The organism is Acinetobacter higginsii (genome assembly GCF_000369845.1).
Classification (GTDB): domain Bacteria; phylum Pseudomonadota; class Gammaproteobacteria; order Pseudomonadales; family Moraxellaceae; genus Acinetobacter; species Acinetobacter higginsii.
In genome coordinates, this window is record NZ_KB850213.1 from 124231 (window position 1) to 140754 (window position 16524).

The following is a 16524-nucleotide window of genomic DNA, read 5'->3' on the forward strand; positions in this document are numbered from 1 at the left end:
AGAGGGGAGAAAGTCCTCCTTTGTAAAGGGGGATTTAGGGGGGATTATAGATTCCCAAATTTCAGTAAAAACAATATTTGTGACCCAGTCGGGTGAGCTTAGCTTCCCGACACACGGAGAAAAAAATTGAAAGACTTGCTCGATATCATGCGTAAGAAAACGGATTCAGAAGGTCATGCACCTGTTGAATTTGACCGTATCCGTATTGGTCTTGCGTCGCCAGAGATGATTAAGTCATGGTCTCACGGTGAAGTTAAAAAGCCTGAAACCATTAACTACCGTACTTTTAAACCTGAACGTGACGGTTTGTTCTGTGCCAAAATTTTTGGTCCAGTAAAAGATTACGAATGCTTGTGTGGTAAATACAAGCGTATGAAATACAAAGGCGTCATTTGTGAAAAATGTGGCGTTGAAGTAACAACTGCGAAAGTTCGTCGTGAACGTATGGGTCACATCGAGCTTGCGTCTCCAGTTGCACACATCTGGTTCTTGAAATCATTACCGAGCCGTATTGGTTTATTACTTGATATGACATTACGTGATATCGAGCGTGTATTGTATTTCGAATCTTATGTTGTTACTGATCCAGGTATGACTCCGTTTGAAAAGTACCAACTTTTAACAGACGAAGAATACTACAATGCACTTGAAGAACACGGTGATGAATTCGCTGCGAAAATGGGTGCAGAGGCAATTCAAGATCTATTGAAAGATATCGATCTTGAAGCAGAGATTACACGTTTACGTGAAGAAATTCCTCAAACAACTTCTGAGACGAAACTTAAGAAATCGTCTAAGCGTTTGAAATTGATGGAAGCTTTTAACGATTCGAACAACAAGCCAGAATGGATGGTGATGAATGTACTTCCAGTACTTCCACCAGACTTACGTCCGCTTGTACCACTTGAAGGTGGTCGTTTCGCGACTTCTGACTTGAACGATTTATATCGTCGTGTGATTAACCGTAACAACCGTTTGAAGCGTCTTCTTGATCTTGCTGCACCAGACATTATCGTACGTAACGAAAAACGTATGTTACAAGAGTCTGTAGATGCATTGCTTGATAACGGTCGTCGTGGTCGTGCAATTACAGGTTCGAACAAACGTCCATTGAAATCTTTGGCAGACATGATCAAAGGTAAACAAGGTCGTTTCCGTCAAAACTTACTTGGTAAGCGTGTTGACTATTCTGGTCGTTCGGTAATTACCGTTGGTCCTACTTTACGTCTTCACCAATGTGGTCTTCCGAAGAAGATGGCACTTGAACTATTCAAGCCATTTATTTTCGCGAAACTACAAGCTTCTGGCCAAGCAACAACCATTAAAGCTGCGAAGAAAATGGTTGAGCGTGAGACACCAGAAGTTTGGGACGTTCTTGCATCTGTGATTCGTCAACATCCAGTGATGTTGAACCGTGCGCCAACACTTCACCGTTTAGGTCTTCAAGCATTTGAACCTATTCTGATTGAAGGTAAAGCGATCCGTCTTCACCCACTCGTATGTGCTGCGTTTAACGCCGACTTCGATGGTGACCAAATGGCGGTACACGTTCCATTGACACTTGAAGCACAGTTAGAAGCACGTGCATTGATGATGTCAACCAACAACATCTTGTCACCTGCAAACGGTGAGCCAATCATCGTTCCTTCTCAGGACGTTGTCTTGGGTCTTTACTACATCACACGTGATGCGGTAAATGCCAAAGGTGAAGGCATGGTGTTTGCGGATACACACGAAGTTAACCGTGCCTTAGCGACTGGTAAAGTTGCGATCCATGCACGCGTTAAAGTACGTGTACACCAAACTGTAATCGATGAAAATGGTCAGCGTGAAAAGCAAACTATTATTGTTGATACAACACCAGGTCGTTGCTTGTTGTGGGAAGTTGTTCCACAAGGTTTAAGCTTTGAATCGATCAACCTTGAGATGACTAAGAAAAACATCTCTAAGTTAATCAACTCTTGCTACCGTAAGCTTGGTTTGAAAGATACGGTTATCTTTGCTGACCAATTGATGTATTTGGGCTTCCGTCAAGCGACGCGTTCAGGTGTATCTGTAGGTATGGAAGACATGCTTATTCCACCAAATAAGCACACCATTATCGACAAAGCTGAAACTGAAGTTCGTGAAATCGAACAACAGTTTGAGCAAGGCTTCGTAACCGCGGGTGAGCGCTATAACAAAGTGGTCGATATTTGGGCACGTACCAATGACCAAGTTGCAAAAGCGATGATGGACAACTTGTCTTATACCCTTGTGAAAAACAAACAAGGTGAAGACGAGAAGCAAAAGTCATTCAACTCAATTTATATGATGTCTGACTCGGGTGCCCGTGGTAGTGCGGCGCAGATCCGTCAGCTTGCTGGTATGCGTGGTTTGATGGCGAAGCCGGATGGCTCGATCATTGAGACACCAATTAAAGCAAACTTCCGTGAAGGTTTGACCGTACTTCAGTACTTCATCTCAACACACGGTGCGCGTAAAGGTTTGGCCGATACCGCATTGAAAACTGCGAACTCTGGTTACTTGACTCGTCGTCTGGTAGATGTAGCACAAGATTTAGTTATTACTGAATCTGATTGTGGTACAGCTGGTGGCCTAGTCATGACACCATTCATTCAAGGTGGTGACGTAATCGAACCATTACGCGATCGCGTATTGGGTCGTGTAACTGCTGAAGACGTACGTCGTGCATCTGATGATGAAGTGGTACTTCCACGTGGTACGTTAATTGACGAGAAAATTGCTGCTCAGCTTGAAGAAGCGGGTGTCGATGAAGTTAAAGTACGTTCAGTGATTGCATGTGAATCTACCTTCGGTGTATGTGCTCGTTGTTATGGTCGTGACCTTGCACGTGGTCACTTGGTAAACCCAGGTGAATCTGTTGGTGTAATGGCTGCACAATCGATTGGTGAACCTGGTACACAGTTAACGATGCGTACCTTCCACGTTGGTGGTGCTGCAAGCCGAACTTCTGCTGCAAACAGTGTTCAAGTACGTAACAAAGGTACTGTACGTTTCCACAACGTGAAAACTGTACAACATGCTAAAGGTCACTTGGTGTCAGTTTCACGTTCAGGTGAAATTGGTATTGCGGATGACTTAGGTCGTGAGCGTGAGCGCTATAAACTTCCTTACGGTGCAAGCATCTTGTTGAAAGATGGTGAAGCTGTAGAAGCTGGTGGTATCGTGGCGACTTGGGATCCACATACACATCCACTTGTTACCGAAGTTGCGGGTAAAGCGCGTTTCAGCCAAATCGCTGATGGTGTAACTGCTACTTCTAAGACAGATGATGCAACAGGTATGACCACTGTTGAAATTTTACCTGTAACAGCTCGTCCTGCTTCTGGTAAAGATTTACGTCCTGCAATTGTGTTGGATACAACAGATGGCGGCGAACAGTTCTACTTCTTACCACAAAACACGATCGTAACCGTTCGCGATGGCGCAACGATTGGTGTCGGTGATGTACTTGGTCGTGTACCACAAGAATCTTCACGTACTCGTGATATTACCGGTGGTCTTCCACGCGTAGCTGACTTGTTCGAAGCGCGTAAGCCGAAAGAACATGCAATCTTGGCAGAAGTGTCTGGTATTGTGAGCTTCGGTAAAGAGACCAAAGGTAAGAACCGTTTAGTGATCAGTCCGGATGATGGCTCTGAGATTTATGAAGAGTTAATTCCAAAATGGCGTACGATCAACGTGTTCGAAGGTGAGCATGTGAACCGTGGTGAGACTATTTCTGATGGTCCACAAAACCCACATGACATCTTACGTTTGAAAGGCGAAGTTGCGTTAACGAACTACATCGTGAATGAAGTTCAAGACGTTTACCGTCTCCAAGGTGTAAAAATCAACGATAAGCATATTGAAGTTGTTGTACGTCAAATGTTGCGTAAAGTTGATATCACTGATGGTGGCGATACAAGCTTCATCAAGGGTGAGCAAGTGGATTACATCCGCGTTGTTCAAGAGAACCAAGCTGTCTTGGCTCAGAACAAGTTCCCTGCGAAGTTTGAACGTCTGCTTATGGGTATTACCAAAGCATCACTTTCTACAGACTCGTTCATTTCTGCTGCATCGTTCCAGGAAACAACACGTGTGTTAACTGAAGCTGCTGTAACAGGTAAAGAAGATGATTTACGTGGCTTGAAAGAAAACGTTGTTGTGGGTCGTTTGATCCCAGCGGGTACAGGTCTTGCGTATCACTTAGAGCGTCGTCGTCAAGAATCAGAAGCTGCTGAATTTGAACTTCATAACGATTTCAGTGAAGTTGATCAAGCATTTAGTCAAGCGTTGAACTCAGACCAGTTCTAAGTCTTAACGAATTAAAAAGGCACCTTCGGGTGCCTTTTTTTGTGGAAAAATAAAGCAGTTGTTACAAAAACACCTTACAGCATCAGTATTTGATTACTTAATCAAAATAAACAGTTCATTAAACAATACTATCCTATGCACATCTGAGGAGAGGAATAGTTCTAATGAAAAAAATGATGATGATTGCAGGTGTCGCTTTAATGTCAAGCACGCTATTTGTGGGTTGCCAGAATGCGAGCCCAGAAAGCAAACGTATTGGTTCTGCTGCAATTGGTGGTGGTGCAGGCGGTGCGGTAGGTAAGCACGTTGGTGGTAATTTGGGTGCTGGTCTTGGTGCTGCAATTGGCGCGGGTGTTGCTGCGAATGCCAAAGGTTCAAATAGTAAAAATACCAGAAACAGTGCGATCGGTGCTGGCTTAGGTGCGGTGATTGGTGGTGCAGTATTGGGTGGTGACTCTGGTGCTGCGGTAGGTGGTGCACTTGGTGGTAGTGCTGGATCTGCTTATGGCGAGAAAAAAGGCAAGTACTAAGTCTGAGCTTAAACTTGCTGATGACAGTGGTGCTGATTTAACTATTTAAATCAGGTTATTTCTATCTCTGTCATTTTAAAGAGCCTCTCTCAGTGACGAAACTAAGATTGCTGAGAGAGCTTTAAGCTAGGATATTTATTATTTATCTAGCCTATTTGCTATTTGTTTTAAGCATCCTGAATACACCAAATTTTTAATTCAGCATATCCAAATTATTTCTACTTTTATGTATTTTCCAGCTCATAAGCCGCTTTAGCTGACCATCTACCTTTACAAAATATCAATCGATTGGGACATAGTGATAACACAATGTGATCAAATTCCCCATAAAAGAAGATTATGCTTTTCTATAGAACGTATAGAAGTGAGTATAGTCATGAAAAAAACAATTGGTTTAGTTTCAACTTTAGTGTTATCGGCGGTAATGTTCACGGGCTGTCAAAATATGAGTGCTGCTGATCAGCGTATTGGTACAGCAGCCCTTGGTGGTGCTGTCGGTGGTGGGCTAGGTAACCATGTTGGTGGCGGATTAGGTGCGGGTGTTGGTGCCGCTGCGGGTGCAGGTGTAGGTGCCAATGCGAAGGGCGCGAATAGTAGCTCTACCACCAGTAGCGCGATTGGCGCTGGTATCGGTTCAGTAGTGGGTAAAGCAATCTTTGGTGGTGACTCAGGCGCTGCAATTGGTGGTGCAATCGGTGGTGGTGCTGGTGCCGCAATCCAAGAGAAAAAGAGATAATTTCTGATCATCAGATTCAAAATGCCTGCAAACGATTGCAGGCATTTTTATGTGAATGGTGCTAAGCACTGGCTTTGGGTTTTTTACGACGGATATAAAGCACTTTTTCGACTTCTGCGATTCGTGTTCCTGCATCATCTACAATATTTAGGGTGTAATGACGTAAAACGGGCTCATGATTCTCTGCCAGTTTTTTGATTTCAGTGATTTCATCGCGACTCAGTTGAATCTCAGCATAGACCGTGTTTCGGCCTGGTGAAAGAAAATTAATGGTGGCACTTTTATCCCAGACAATATATTTATGTCCCAAATGGTGAATTAGAATCAGCATATAAAAGGGGTCAACCATTGAATATAGACTACCGCCAAAATGCGTCCCGACAATATTTCGATTACGCCGAGTCAATGGCATTTTGACACGAATGTAATAATCATCTAGATCAATGGTTTCAATCTCAATACCTGCACCGCGATAAGGTGAGTAATGATTGAGCATAAATTTGGATATTGCGGGAATGGTTCGAATTCTTTTGAAAAAGTCTTTCATGGTCAATTTTTTTTCTTGCAACTCTATTCATACTCCATAAGTATCATTTTTATTGCATCGCTGGCAATGGCTGTTTTATGAACAGCCGATAGAAAACAAAATGGGAAAGAATTATGCAAGCACAAGTCAAAACAGTAACAACATCTGATCAGCAAACGCTTTGTGTTAAAACATGGGGTGATGAGAAAAAAACACCTTTGGTTTTAGTGCATGGCTATCCAGATAATCAGGAAGTTTGGGAGCCGATCATTGAAAAACTGGTCAATGATTATTACGTGGTGACTTATGATGTGCGTGGTGCAGGTCTGTCTTCGATTCCTAAGCGTATTAAAGATTACCGTTTGCCGCGTTTATCATTAGACTTGCAAGAGGTGGTGGATCAAGTTCTTCCAAATCGTAATTTCCATATGGCAGCACATGATTGGGGTTCATTACAGTCTTGGGAATCTGCAACAGAACCAAAATTAAAAGGTCGCTTATTGTCTTATACCACCATTTCAGGTCCTTGCTTAGATCATGCTTCTTTGTATCTGCGTGAAAAATTTAAATCTGCACCAAGCAATGTATTAAAAATGCTGACCAAATCTTGGTATATCGGTGCTTTCCATTTACCTTTAGTTGCACCAACGGTATGGACATTCTTTAGTCCAGAAAAATGGGGCAAGATCCTAAGTGGTTTGGAAAAGAAGAAAAATTTACCTTTGAATGCCAATATTGTGGCGGATGGTAAATACGGTATTAATCTTTACCGTGCCAATTTTATCCCATCTCTTACTCAACCACGTCAACGCTATGCACAATGTCCTGTACAGGCGATTGTGTTAAAACGCGATGCGTTTGTCAGTCCAGAGTACATTACTGAATCGATGCCAAAATGGGTAGAAAAATTTGAGTATGTTGAGCTCGATGCCAACCATTGGGCAGTATTGAGCCAGCCAGAAAAAATTGCTGAACTGATCCGTCAGTTTGTGCAACGCCAAGCTGCTTAATGCTTTAGTGGATTTATTAAGCTAAAAATCACTTGAGATGCAGCACAATTCGGCGATATTTTCAGCTTCATGATCATGAATCTGCTAGAATATCGCCTTTTCTTTGCTCCTGAATTTGTTCATGAATGCTGTCGTAATTGCGATTGCCGTGATGTTTATCTTGTCACTGGCACGAGTTTCTGTTGTTCTCACTTTGGTGATTTCAGCCATTATTGGAGGCTTGGTCGCTGGTCTAAGTCTTTCTCAAACTGTAGAAGCATTTAATGCTGGCTTAGGCGATGGTGCTGAAGTTGCTTTGGCTTATGCGGTATTAGGTGCATTTGCCTTGGCACTTTCAAAGTCTGGATTGCCCGATTTACTTGCGCATAAACTGATTGGTTTATTGGGGATGGAAGCAGGTAAAAATCAACAGAAAAAGGTGAAATATCTGTTATTAACCATTCTGTTGATTGCTGCAATCTTCTCTCAAAACCTGATTCCTGTGCATATCGCGTTTATTCCAGTCTTGGTTCCACCTTTATTAAAAGTGATGAATCATTTAAAGCTGGATCGTCGAGCTGCAGCATGTGTGATGACGTTAGGTCTAGTCGGGACCTATATTTTCCTGCCAGTTGGCTTTGGTGCGATCTTCCTTGAACAGATTCTGATGGGCAATATCAACAAGATTGGCGCAGCTTACGGCTTGCATGTTGAACGGGGCATGATGCCAATCGGTATGGCGATTCCAGTTTTAGGGATGGTAATCGGTACTTTAGTTGCGGTATTTATTAGCTATCGTAAGCCGCGTATTTATGTGGATCGTTCAATTACGCCCGTAAAAACCATTGACCTAGACAAGCCACTGAAAGTGACCACACAGGCAGAATATGATCTCAAGGCTGATGCGGAAGAGCTCAAACAAGAAGCTGAGAATGTACCTTATATCTCCAAGAAGACCATGTTTATGGCGGTGCTGGCGATCGGTTTAACTCTGGTTGCACAGCTGTACTCAGGTTCGATGATTCTTGGTGGTTTAGTCGGCTTTGCTGTGTTATCTGCTTCTGGAATTTTTAAATGGCAAGATGCTGATGACGTATTTGTACAAGGCATGCGTATGATGGCGCTGGTAGGCTTTATCATGATTTCTGCGGCAGGTTTTGCCTCAGTGATGACCCATACAGGCGATATCACGCATCTGGTTAATGGTGTGGTGCATATCATCGGAGATAACCATGCATTAGCTGCGTTCCTGATGCTTTTTATCGGTTTATTCGTGACGATCGGTATTGGTTCATCGTTCTCAAGTGTGCCTGTGCTGGCCGTGATTTACGTGCCTTTGTGCGTCCAATTTGGCTTCTCACCATTGGCAACAATTGCACTCATTGGCACCGCTGCGGCATTAGGTGATGCGGGTTCACCTGCATCTGATTCGACCTTAGGACCAACAGCTGGTTTAGGTGTAGATGGTCAACATGATCACATTTGGGATACAGTTGTGCCGACTTTTATACATTTTAATATCCCGCTGCTTATTTTTGGCTGGATTGCCGCAATGATTTTATAATACAAATGGCTCGTTAAGAGCCATTTTTTTATGCATAATTATTTTAGTAATTAAAATATAAAAAATACCAGTATTTGACATTTTTTGTCTCTTTTTTAATCTAATTTTATAATGTATTTTTAATATTAAGTTTTGCGTAATTATATTTTTAAATTCATCTAAATAGAATTTTTCTAAAAACTTTATTTAATATTATGAATTGTAGTATTCTGATCAGAATACTAGGTTTTATAGTGGTTTAAGTGGACTAAAATGGTCTGAATTAATAAATATTACATATTTTAACAATTATATTTTATTAATATTCAATATATTACAAAATGTATTTAAATAGTCGGAATTAATAAGTATTGCATAATGTAAAAACCCGTGCCTATTATGTTTAACAAGAACATAAATTGTTAAAGAGGTTGTTTTAATGTTAAAGAAAGCATTGGTTGTCGCATTATTGGGGTTATCTTCAACTGCATTTGCAGGGGGCTTTCAAGTTAAAGTGGGCGCGAGTGTTATTAACCCAACTGCGGATACAACGTTGGCCCCAGGTGCAACGGTTAAAGGTGATGATGAGTTTGCATTTACACCGTCAGTTGAATATTTTTTTGGTGAAACACCGTTCTCAGCGGAATTATTATTAGCAACTCCAATTAACCATGACGTATTATTAAATGGTGAAAAAGTTGCTAGTGTTCGTCAATTACCACCTACGATTACAGCAAAATATAATTTCAAAAATTCAACTCGCTTTACACCTTACATCGGTGTCGGTGGTACAGCCTTCATTCCTTGGAATGAAAAGGGCGTAGCGAAAGATGTGAAAGAAGCATTTGGCTTTGCTGGTCAGCTGGGTTTTAACTTCCAACCTGCAGATGCTAAAAACTGGGGTGTTTATGTCGATGTACGTTACGCAGATATTAGCCCAGAAGTGACATTGGTTGATGGGACTAAATTTGATTTAGATCTCAATCCAGTGGTGTATACATTAGGTTATAGCTACAAATTCTAAGTCAGTGAATGATTGAAGAACCTCACCTTGTGTGAGGTTTTTTATTTTTGCAATTTGAATATAAAACCGATACAGGCTTCAACACTTGAGTTTTGTATGCTGAGACATAAGCTTAAATAAAAGTGAATGATCCATGATGAAAAAATTGATAACGACAGCATTATTACTCACCCCCTTATTACTTTTGTCCCAAGCTCAGGCTGCCAGTTTCTCTTGTCAGGCTGCGAAGTTAAAAGCTGAGCAGCAGATCTGCAATGACCGCAGTTTAAATGATGCAGATGTCAAACTCGCAACCACCTACCAAATTATTCTGCATGCATTACCTATGGGTGGGCGTGATGCAGAGAAAGATCAACAATTTAAATGGCTAAAACAACGTAATTCCTGTTCTGCCAATAGCCCTTGTCTGAAGCGTGCTTATGCACAAAGACAGCAACAGTTAGATCAACTTCTACAAACACGCGTCTTGAGCCAAGGCCCATTCTAATTGTAACTTTTGTGCGATTTTTAGCTTAAAAATAAGCATCAAGGATTGAAAAATCCAAGATATGCACCATTCATAAATCATTCCAAAGATATAAGCACAGATAAGGAGTGATTTATGAGTGAACAAGTCGCACAGAATTATAGTTTCCAAGCTGAGGTTGCTCAGTTATTGCATTTAGTGACCCATTCACTGTATTCCAACCCTGAAATTTTCTTACGTGAATTGATTTCAAATGCATCGGATGCTTGCGATAAGTTACGTTTTGAAGGGATTAATCACCCTGAATATTATGAAAATGATCCAGACTTACGTGTCCGCGTCACTTTAGATAAAGACCATAAAACCTTAACCATTTCAGATAACGGGATTGGTCTAAGCCAGCAAGAAGCCATTGATAATTTAGGGACCATTGCAAAGTCAGGTACCAAAGACTTTATGTCTAAACTGACAGGTGACCAAAAGTCAGATGCCCAGTTGATTGGTCAGTTTGGTGTTGGTTTCTATTCAGGTTTTATTGTTGCCGATAAAATTACCGTTGAATCGCGTCGTGCAGGGCTGGATGCAGTTGAAGCTGTGCGTTGGATCAGTGGTGGTACGGGTGAATTTGAAGTTCAAACGATTGAGAAAGCAACGCGTGGTACGGATATCATCTTGCATTTACGTGATGATGCACTGGATTATTTAGAGTCATGGAAAGTTAAACAAATCATCAATAAGTATTCTGACCACATCAGCTTGCCAATCGAAATGCAAAAAGAAGTGTGGCAAGAGGAAGAGGTCGCTGAAGGTGAAGAACCGAAAGGCGGCCAAATGGTGAAGACGGATGAATGGGAAGCGATTAACTCAGCCAGTGCGTTATGGACGCGTAACAAGAGTGAAATCACGGATGAGCAATACATCGAGTTTTATAAAAACCTGAGCCACGATTTTGCAGAACCTTTGGCGTGGGCGCATAACCGTGTCGAAGGTAGTACCGAATATACCCAGTTGCTGTATATCCCAAGTCAGGCCAAACAAGATTTATTTACTCGTGAAGCAAAAGCAGGCATCAAGCTGTACGTAAAACGCGTATTTATCTTGGATGAAGCAGATAACCTGATTCCAAACTACTTACGTTTTGTTCAAGGTGTGGTCGACAGTGCTGATTTACCGTTGAACGTTAGCCGTGAACTTTTACAAGAAAGCCGTGATGTGAAAACCATTCGTGAAGGTAATGCGCGTCGTGTATTGACCTTATTGGATGGCTTGGCGAAATCGGAAGATGAGAAAGACCAAGAGAAATTTAAAACCTTCTACACTGAATTTGGCTCAGTCTTAAAAGAAGGTTTAGGTGAAGACACGGGCAATCGTGAACGTATCTTAAAATTATTGCGTTATGCAACTTCAAATCATGATGAGGTCAGTACTTCTTTTGCTGATTATAAGGTACGTATGAAAGAAGGGCAGAAAGCGATTTATTACGTGACTGCAGATAGTTTAACCGCTGCGAAAAATTCGCCACAACTTGAAGTATTCAAGAAGAAAGGCATTGAAGTGTTACTGATGGCGGACCGCGTTGACGAGTGGGCCATGAACTTTGTATTTGAGTTCGATGGTACACCATTGCAGAACGTATCTAAAGGCGCAGTCGATCTCGGTGATCTACAAGATGCCGAAGAGAAAAAGGCCTTAGAGCAAGCGGCTGAACAGTTTAAGCCTGTGGTGGATCGTTTAAGTAGCTCGTTAAAAGATAAAACCAAAGAAGTCCGTGTGACTACGCGTTTGGTGGATTCTCCTGCATGCTTAGTCACCAGCGAAGGGGAGCTTTCACCACAGCTGATTCGTATGTTGAAACAGGCAGGGCAAGCTGTTCCTGAAATTAAGCCTACTTTGGAAATCAACCCTGAGCATCCGTTGGTGAAAAAATTAGAGAACTCAGCACAGTTTGATGATTTGGCTAATGTGATCTTTGATCAGGCTGTGATTTCAGAAGGTGGCTTACCAGAAGATCCAGCAGCTTATGTTAAACGTATTAATAGCTTGTTATTGAAATAAGTATTTTGATCACAAAAACCTCTGCTTCGGCGGAGGTTTTTTATGTGTATGGATAACTTTCAAGTTATCCACAGTGGTGTTGTTATTTTCATCAGAAGTGGGCTTCAAAGCTCATTTGATAGCTGAAATGATTGTCCTGTTTATCGGCAGGAACATTTAAATAATTCAAATCATTTTGCATATACAGCCAGTTACGCCAAATCGGACGTTTCCAAGAAAAATAAGGTCCCCATTGATTGACTCGAAGTTCTTTCTTTTCATAATCGCCTTCACTGACGATGCCATAGCTGAGGTTGTCTTTGGAGAGCAAATGCAACTTTTGGAAAGTTCGATTACGCCAAGTGTAGTCTTCATCTTGGGTCTTCGACAGATTGAATTGAGTCGAAAATAGTGCCTGTTGCTGAAAGTTCTGGGTTAAATTCAGATTGGTTTCGGCATAGTTTTTACTGCTTGAGCCATAACGAAAGATTTGCGCCGTATCCAGATTCAGTCCTGAATGTAAGTTCCATTGCTTCTTGGCAAGAAATTGCACATAAATATCAGTATTGGAGTTCGAACCTAAGTCCAGATCATTGTTAAAGGGTAACCAGCTTGAAATCGTACTCCAACTCGCGCTGACGGGATTGGGCGTATTGATATTTTTATGCGATGGATGCTTGCTGGTTTTACCAAGCTTTTTTATGAGTGGCGGCTGTTGTGCACGTTGCCATAATGAGTCTTCACCAAAAACGGCCATCAATTCCTGACTTAGTTGTGCATCACTGAGCTGATCTTCAGGCCTTTCTGTTGCAACATCGCAAGCAAGCGTTTTTGTGGCTTGTTTCTGAGTGTGAGGATGCCAGGTCTTTTGATCTAAAAATACATGTGATGCGCGGGTGAAATGCCTGCTGAGCGGTAAGAACATTGGAAAGAAGTGTGTAAGTAGCTCACCGAGGCAAAGATTGCCTACAATCAATAAATACACAGCCAAAGCGTATCGTTGATCCATGTTAACGTGAAGAAAAATAAAAGAAAACAAGCATAGCAGTTTAAGCTTAATCATTTATTTACTGGACTTCATTTTTTTAAATAAAAATGCCCAATTGGAATTCCAACTGGGCATTATGACAGATCATTTCAGTACTAGAATAAAGTCTCGAGCCGAACGAATGTACTGACAAAATGATTACGGTCTTCTCGATGATCATTAAAATAATTCAGATCGCCTTGCACATAGAACCATTCACGCCAAAGCGGTTGTCGCCAAGATACGAAAGGTCCCCAACTGTTTAAACGGAGTTCATCTTTATTGTAATAGCCACCGGTATAAATGCCATAATTGAAGTTGTTATGTGCAAAGAACTGGTGTTGACGGAAAAGACGGTTATCCCACCATAGATCATCATCCTGCTTGTCCGCGTAGGTCAAACTGAACTGATTGGAGATAAAGGGTTGATTCGGACGCGCATGGATCAATTCTAAATTAGTTCTTAAATAATTCTCACTTTTGCTGCCATAGCGATAGATTTGTTCTGCATTAAAGCGGAAATCATTGCGTAGATCCCAATGTTTTTCCGCTCTTAGGCGGGCATAAATATCACTGCCTGAGCGAATACCAAGGTCAGCATCGGTTTCAAAAGGCAGTTTCTTGGAAAAATTTGACCAACGTAAGGCTAAGGAGCCGTTACTGTCTCGGGTTTGTTTGGAGTCAAACTTTTTATCCGGATCTGAATTGGGCTGGTTATTGGTATTGGCAACATTATTTTTAAACTCATCGTCTAAAGAGTCATCACCAAACACCACACTAACTTTTTTTTCTAAGGTTGGTAATTTAATTTTACCGCGAATACGTGGCTTGACTTCATAACCATCATGTTCGTTCCAGTAGTTATCCAGCATCACTCGGATAGTAGCTGAGGCTGGATTTTCAGGATCGACATCGCCAAACCAATCATCAATTTTGACCGAAGTACGATCCGCCCATTCACGGATACTACGTTGTTTTTTATCCGCCCAAGTTTTGTCTTCAGTTTCGGCAGTCGCTGGGACTGTGGATTGATTGGATTGTGCAGGAAAGATCGTTGGCGTGGCATCAACCCAGCGTGGAATATAGTCCAATGCATTCTCATCGCTATTTACTGTGGTCGCATTCGTAGCAGAATTCGGCTGCTGGTTTTGAGCGTTGCTTTCTGCGTTGGTAACACTCAACGTACCCAGTGAAAGTGTTAGCAAAGCAAAAAAGATACGTGTCGGTACCATTTGCTGTAAATTATTCATAATGAAGGCTTATATATTGTTCTTATGTTAACTTTTGATGATTGAGGCAATAAAATCAAGTATTAGAAACAAAAAACAGCAATTTAGCTGTATAAAAATGCTAGAAATCATAAGGGCTTAGTGAAATAAAAGCAGACTAGCTGATCCAAATCCTTTTGGAAAAAACAGCCAATAGTCGAGTCACAGCATAAGACAACCTGAATTAAAAAGTATAGCTGTGTCTGGTTTAAGATGATTCAGGCAGAGCGCTATTTTCGAGTGCCTGATAAAGATCATGTACTGAAATGGGTTGCGGTAAACGGCTAATGACTTGACGAATCAGCTGCCATGTATAGCCATCGGTACGATCGAGTAATAGATATGGATAGGCTTGATCTTCATTGGACAACTTCACACGCTCTAAGCCATGGATGACACGTATTTTTTGACGCTCTCGTAGTAAAATCACGGGCGTAAAGAAGGTCGCAGCAGTCTCATCAAAGGGAATGAATTTCTGTATGTTAATAAAGGATGCTGGAATATATGGATAGACGCGTTGATCACGCTGCCAGACCAAAGTGCCATTCATAATGCATTCATTAAACAAGGTCTCATGTTGATGATAATGTTGTTTAAAATTATTCCAGCTGGTTTGATGAATAGAACTGGTTCGCGTATGACGTTGATCGGTATAGGCCTGTAAAATCGTGGTTGCATATTCAACACTATGAGTTCCGACTAAGACCACGTAATGTGAAAATTGGCCTTGTGCATAAAGTTGCTCAGCAATAAAAATTTGTGCTGATCCCCAAAGTGGTTGTGCTTCATTCTCAGCTTTGAGATAGAGCCAATCAATTTTTATATTCTGATCGATCTCGTTATGCAGATCGACCCGATATAGCGATGGAAAAGTGCGAGCATCAATCCGCTCCAATCTACAGAGTAAGCCATCTAAACTAAAATCATTCAATGCCAAGGGTTTGGCCTTGTTAAGATTTGCAGAAGCAACAGGACTTTGTCTAAAACTCGGTTTGACACGTGCTGTAGCTTGAGCAGAAGGAGTAATCTGAGCCGGTTGAATTTTTTCTTGAATAATGGCATCGAGTTGTGACTTAAACTGAGCTGTTTGTTCCTTAATAATGGACAGGCTATCTTTATTTGCAGCCTTTTCAGCGTCATCAGCTTGAATGGGTTCTAATATTGGGATTAAATTCTGTAATTCGTAGTCTGTTTTAACATACTCACTGGCATGGCTCTGTAGCCATTGTAAGGCATCTTTAGAGGAGTTGAGCCAAGGGCTTTTCAGGAATGACAGTGCAGGGCGAATCACCCAAACTTGCCAATGCTGTGCTTGACGTAATGCGGCCCAGCCCATATCTGCCGAAGCAAACAAGGCATTTTCGACACGCCCCATAAAGTTATAAGTACCGCGGTAAGTCAAGGTGTAGCCATAAAGCGCTAAGTCATCGGCAGAAAATTCTTCATTCAGAATAAATTCTTTAAATGGGCTGAGCTGATCCTGAAAGTGAGGATCGTCGCAAGATGCGCAAATGTCTTTGATGCGTTGTTTTGACTTAGCAATTTCAAAAAGTGATGTTTTATCATCATTCAGCCCGTCGACGAGGGTTTTGAGCTCGTCAACCAAGAGTGCTTTCTCTAATACGTCCATCGATTGTTTCCTTAGAGATAGGCTTGAGCCTGTTTTTAAATCATGAATTAGGACAAAGTGACAGCAATTTCAAACAGGTTGTAATCAGTTATAGTCGATAAAGTATGCTGTCTTATACGTGTGACAAGTGCGTTGATCTTTGGATCTATTTGTTTGTAATTTGACCTGTGTTAAAAGAGATCGTCACTCAACATTTTCATCACAAAAGATTGTCACTTTATGACGATTATAGAAGAAAAGGAGGTAAAATCTATAGCGGTCAAGTTAGTATAAAATCTCATTTACGTATTCTAAATCGAGATATAGATCATGGTTTCTCTTTGAAAATAAAAACATTTTAAAATAATAAATCGAATAAATAGATCATAAGATAAAAAATTATCTATAAATTTATGGATAAGTTGTGATCACTTTCACATATCTCTTGGTGA

12 protein-coding genes are annotated in these 16524 nt (G+C 41.3%); 8 read left to right on the forward strand and 4 right to left on the reverse strand.

Annotated elements, in window-relative coordinates; translation table 11 throughout:
* The first annotated feature begins 126 nt into the window (after positions 1-126).
* The 3 genes from rpoC (at position 127) to F885_RS13355 (ending at position 5586) form a co-directional block, all read left to right on the forward strand.
* Positions 127-4320 carry a DNA-directed RNA polymerase subunit beta' gene (gene rpoC / locus F885_RS13365; RefSeq protein WP_005314864.1) on the forward strand — a complete coding sequence of 1398 codons (4194 nt, stop codon included), beginning with the start codon at positions 127-129 and terminating at the stop codon, positions 4318-4320.
* Between the two features lie 164 nt (positions 4321-4484).
* On the forward strand, positions 4485-4850 hold the full coding sequence (locus F885_RS13360; protein ID WP_005200545.1) for a hypothetical protein: 366 nt from the start codon (positions 4485-4487) through the stop codon (positions 4848-4850).
* A 376-nt stretch (positions 4851-5226) separates the two neighbouring features.
* Entirely contained in the window at positions 5227-5586 is a 360-nt protein-coding gene (locus tag F885_RS13355; RefSeq protein WP_004802240.1) for a YMGG-like glycine zipper-containing protein, read from the forward strand.
* 61 nt (positions 5587-5647) lie between these two features.
* Here the strand turns inward: F885_RS13355 and F885_RS13350 are convergent, their stop codons facing one another.
* Positions 5648-6133 (reverse strand): DUF4442 domain-containing protein, encoded by a 486-nt coding sequence (locus F885_RS13350; protein ID WP_026057579.1) that lies wholly within the window; start codon positions 6131-6133, stop codon positions 5648-5650.
* Between the two features lie 113 nt (positions 6134-6246).
* Between F885_RS13350 and F885_RS13345 the strand changes: the two genes are divergently transcribed.
* The 5 genes from F885_RS13345 to htpG all read left to right on the forward strand — a co-directional run bounded on the left by F885_RS13345 (position 6247) and on the right by htpG (position 12189).
* Positions 6247-7122 (forward strand): alpha/beta fold hydrolase, encoded by an 876-nt coding sequence (locus F885_RS13345; protein ID WP_005314867.1) that lies wholly within the window; start codon positions 6247-6249, stop codon positions 7120-7122.
* Between the two features lie 121 nt (positions 7123-7243).
* Positions 7244-8665 carry a Na+/H+ antiporter family protein gene (locus F885_RS13340; protein ID WP_004802246.1) on the forward strand — a complete coding sequence of 474 codons (1422 nt, stop codon included), beginning with the start codon at positions 7244-7246 and terminating at the stop codon, positions 8663-8665.
* A gap of 418 nt (positions 8666-9083) precedes the next feature.
* Positions 9084-9668, forward strand: a complete 585-nt coding sequence (locus tag F885_RS13335; protein ID WP_004802248.1) for an OmpW/AlkL family protein — start codon at positions 9084-9086, stop codon at positions 9666-9668.
* Positions 9669-9801: 133 nt separating this feature from the next.
* Entirely contained in the window at positions 9802-10155 is a 354-nt protein-coding gene (locus F885_RS13330) for a lysozyme inhibitor LprI family protein (protein WP_005314869.1), read from the forward strand.
* 114 nt (positions 10156-10269) lie between these two features.
* Positions 10270-12189: a molecular chaperone HtpG gene (htpG, locus tag F885_RS13325; RefSeq protein WP_005314871.1), complete on the forward strand. Its 1920-nt coding sequence runs from the start codon at positions 10270-10272 to the stop codon at positions 12187-12189.
* A gap of 91 nt (positions 12190-12280) precedes the next feature.
* Here htpG and F885_RS13320 read toward each other — a convergent pair whose 3' ends face one another.
* The 3 genes from F885_RS13320 to F885_RS13310 all read right to left on the reverse strand — a co-directional run bounded on the left by F885_RS13320 (position 12281) and on the right by F885_RS13310 (position 16093).
* On the reverse strand, positions 12281-13177 hold the full coding sequence (locus tag F885_RS13320; protein WP_005314882.1) for a hypothetical protein: 897 nt from the start codon (positions 13175-13177) through the stop codon (positions 12281-12283).
* 134 nt (positions 13178-13311) lie between these two features.
* Complete coding sequence (locus F885_RS13315) at positions 13312-14445, reverse strand: hypothetical protein (protein WP_005314884.1); 1134 nt, start codon at positions 14443-14445, stop codon at positions 13312-13314.
* Positions 14446-14671: 226 nt separating this feature from the next.
* Positions 14672-16093, reverse strand: a complete 1422-nt coding sequence (locus tag F885_RS13310; protein ID WP_005314886.1) for a hypothetical protein — start codon at positions 16091-16093, stop codon at positions 14672-14674.
* Positions 16094-16524: the final 431 nt, after the last annotated feature.

Bases quoted from the DNA above. Each gene is read 5' to 3' on its own strand.
- F885_RS13360 (WP_005200545.1), top strand. From the start codon at position 4,485: ATGAAAAAAATGATGATGATTGCAGGTGTCGCTTTAATGTCAAGCACG.
- F885_RS13355 (WP_004802240.1), top strand. From the start codon at position 5,227: ATGAAAAAAACAATTGGTTTAGTTTCAACTTTAGTGTTATCGGCGGTA.
- F885_RS13350 (WP_026057579.1), bottom strand. From the start codon at position 6,133: ATGAAAGACTTTTTCAAAAGAATTCGAACCATTCCCGCAATATCCAAA.
- F885_RS13345 (WP_005314867.1), top strand. From the start codon at position 6,247: ATGCAAGCACAAGTCAAAACAGTAACAACATCTGATCAGCAAACGCTT.
- F885_RS13340 (WP_004802246.1), top strand. From the start codon at position 7,244: ATGAATGCTGTCGTAATTGCGATTGCCGTGATGTTTATCTTGTCACTG.
- F885_RS13335 (WP_004802248.1), top strand. From the start codon at position 9,084: ATGTTAAAGAAAGCATTGGTTGTCGCATTATTGGGGTTATCTTCAACT.
- F885_RS13330 (WP_005314869.1), top strand. From the start codon at position 9,802: ATGATGAAAAAATTGATAACGACAGCATTATTACTCACCCCCTTATTA.
- htpG (WP_005314871.1), top strand. From the start codon at position 10,270: ATGAGTGAACAAGTCGCACAGAATTATAGTTTCCAAGCTGAGGTTGCT.
- F885_RS13320 (WP_005314882.1), bottom strand. From the start codon at position 13,177: ATGGATCAACGATACGCTTTGGCTGTGTATTTATTGATTGTAGGCAAT.
- F885_RS13315 (WP_005314884.1), bottom strand. From the start codon at position 14,445: ATGAATAATTTACAGCAAATGGTACCGACACGTATCTTTTTTGCTTTG.
- F885_RS13310 (WP_005314886.1), bottom strand. From the start codon at position 16,093: ATGGACGTATTAGAGAAAGCACTCTTGGTTGACGAGCTCAAAACCCTC.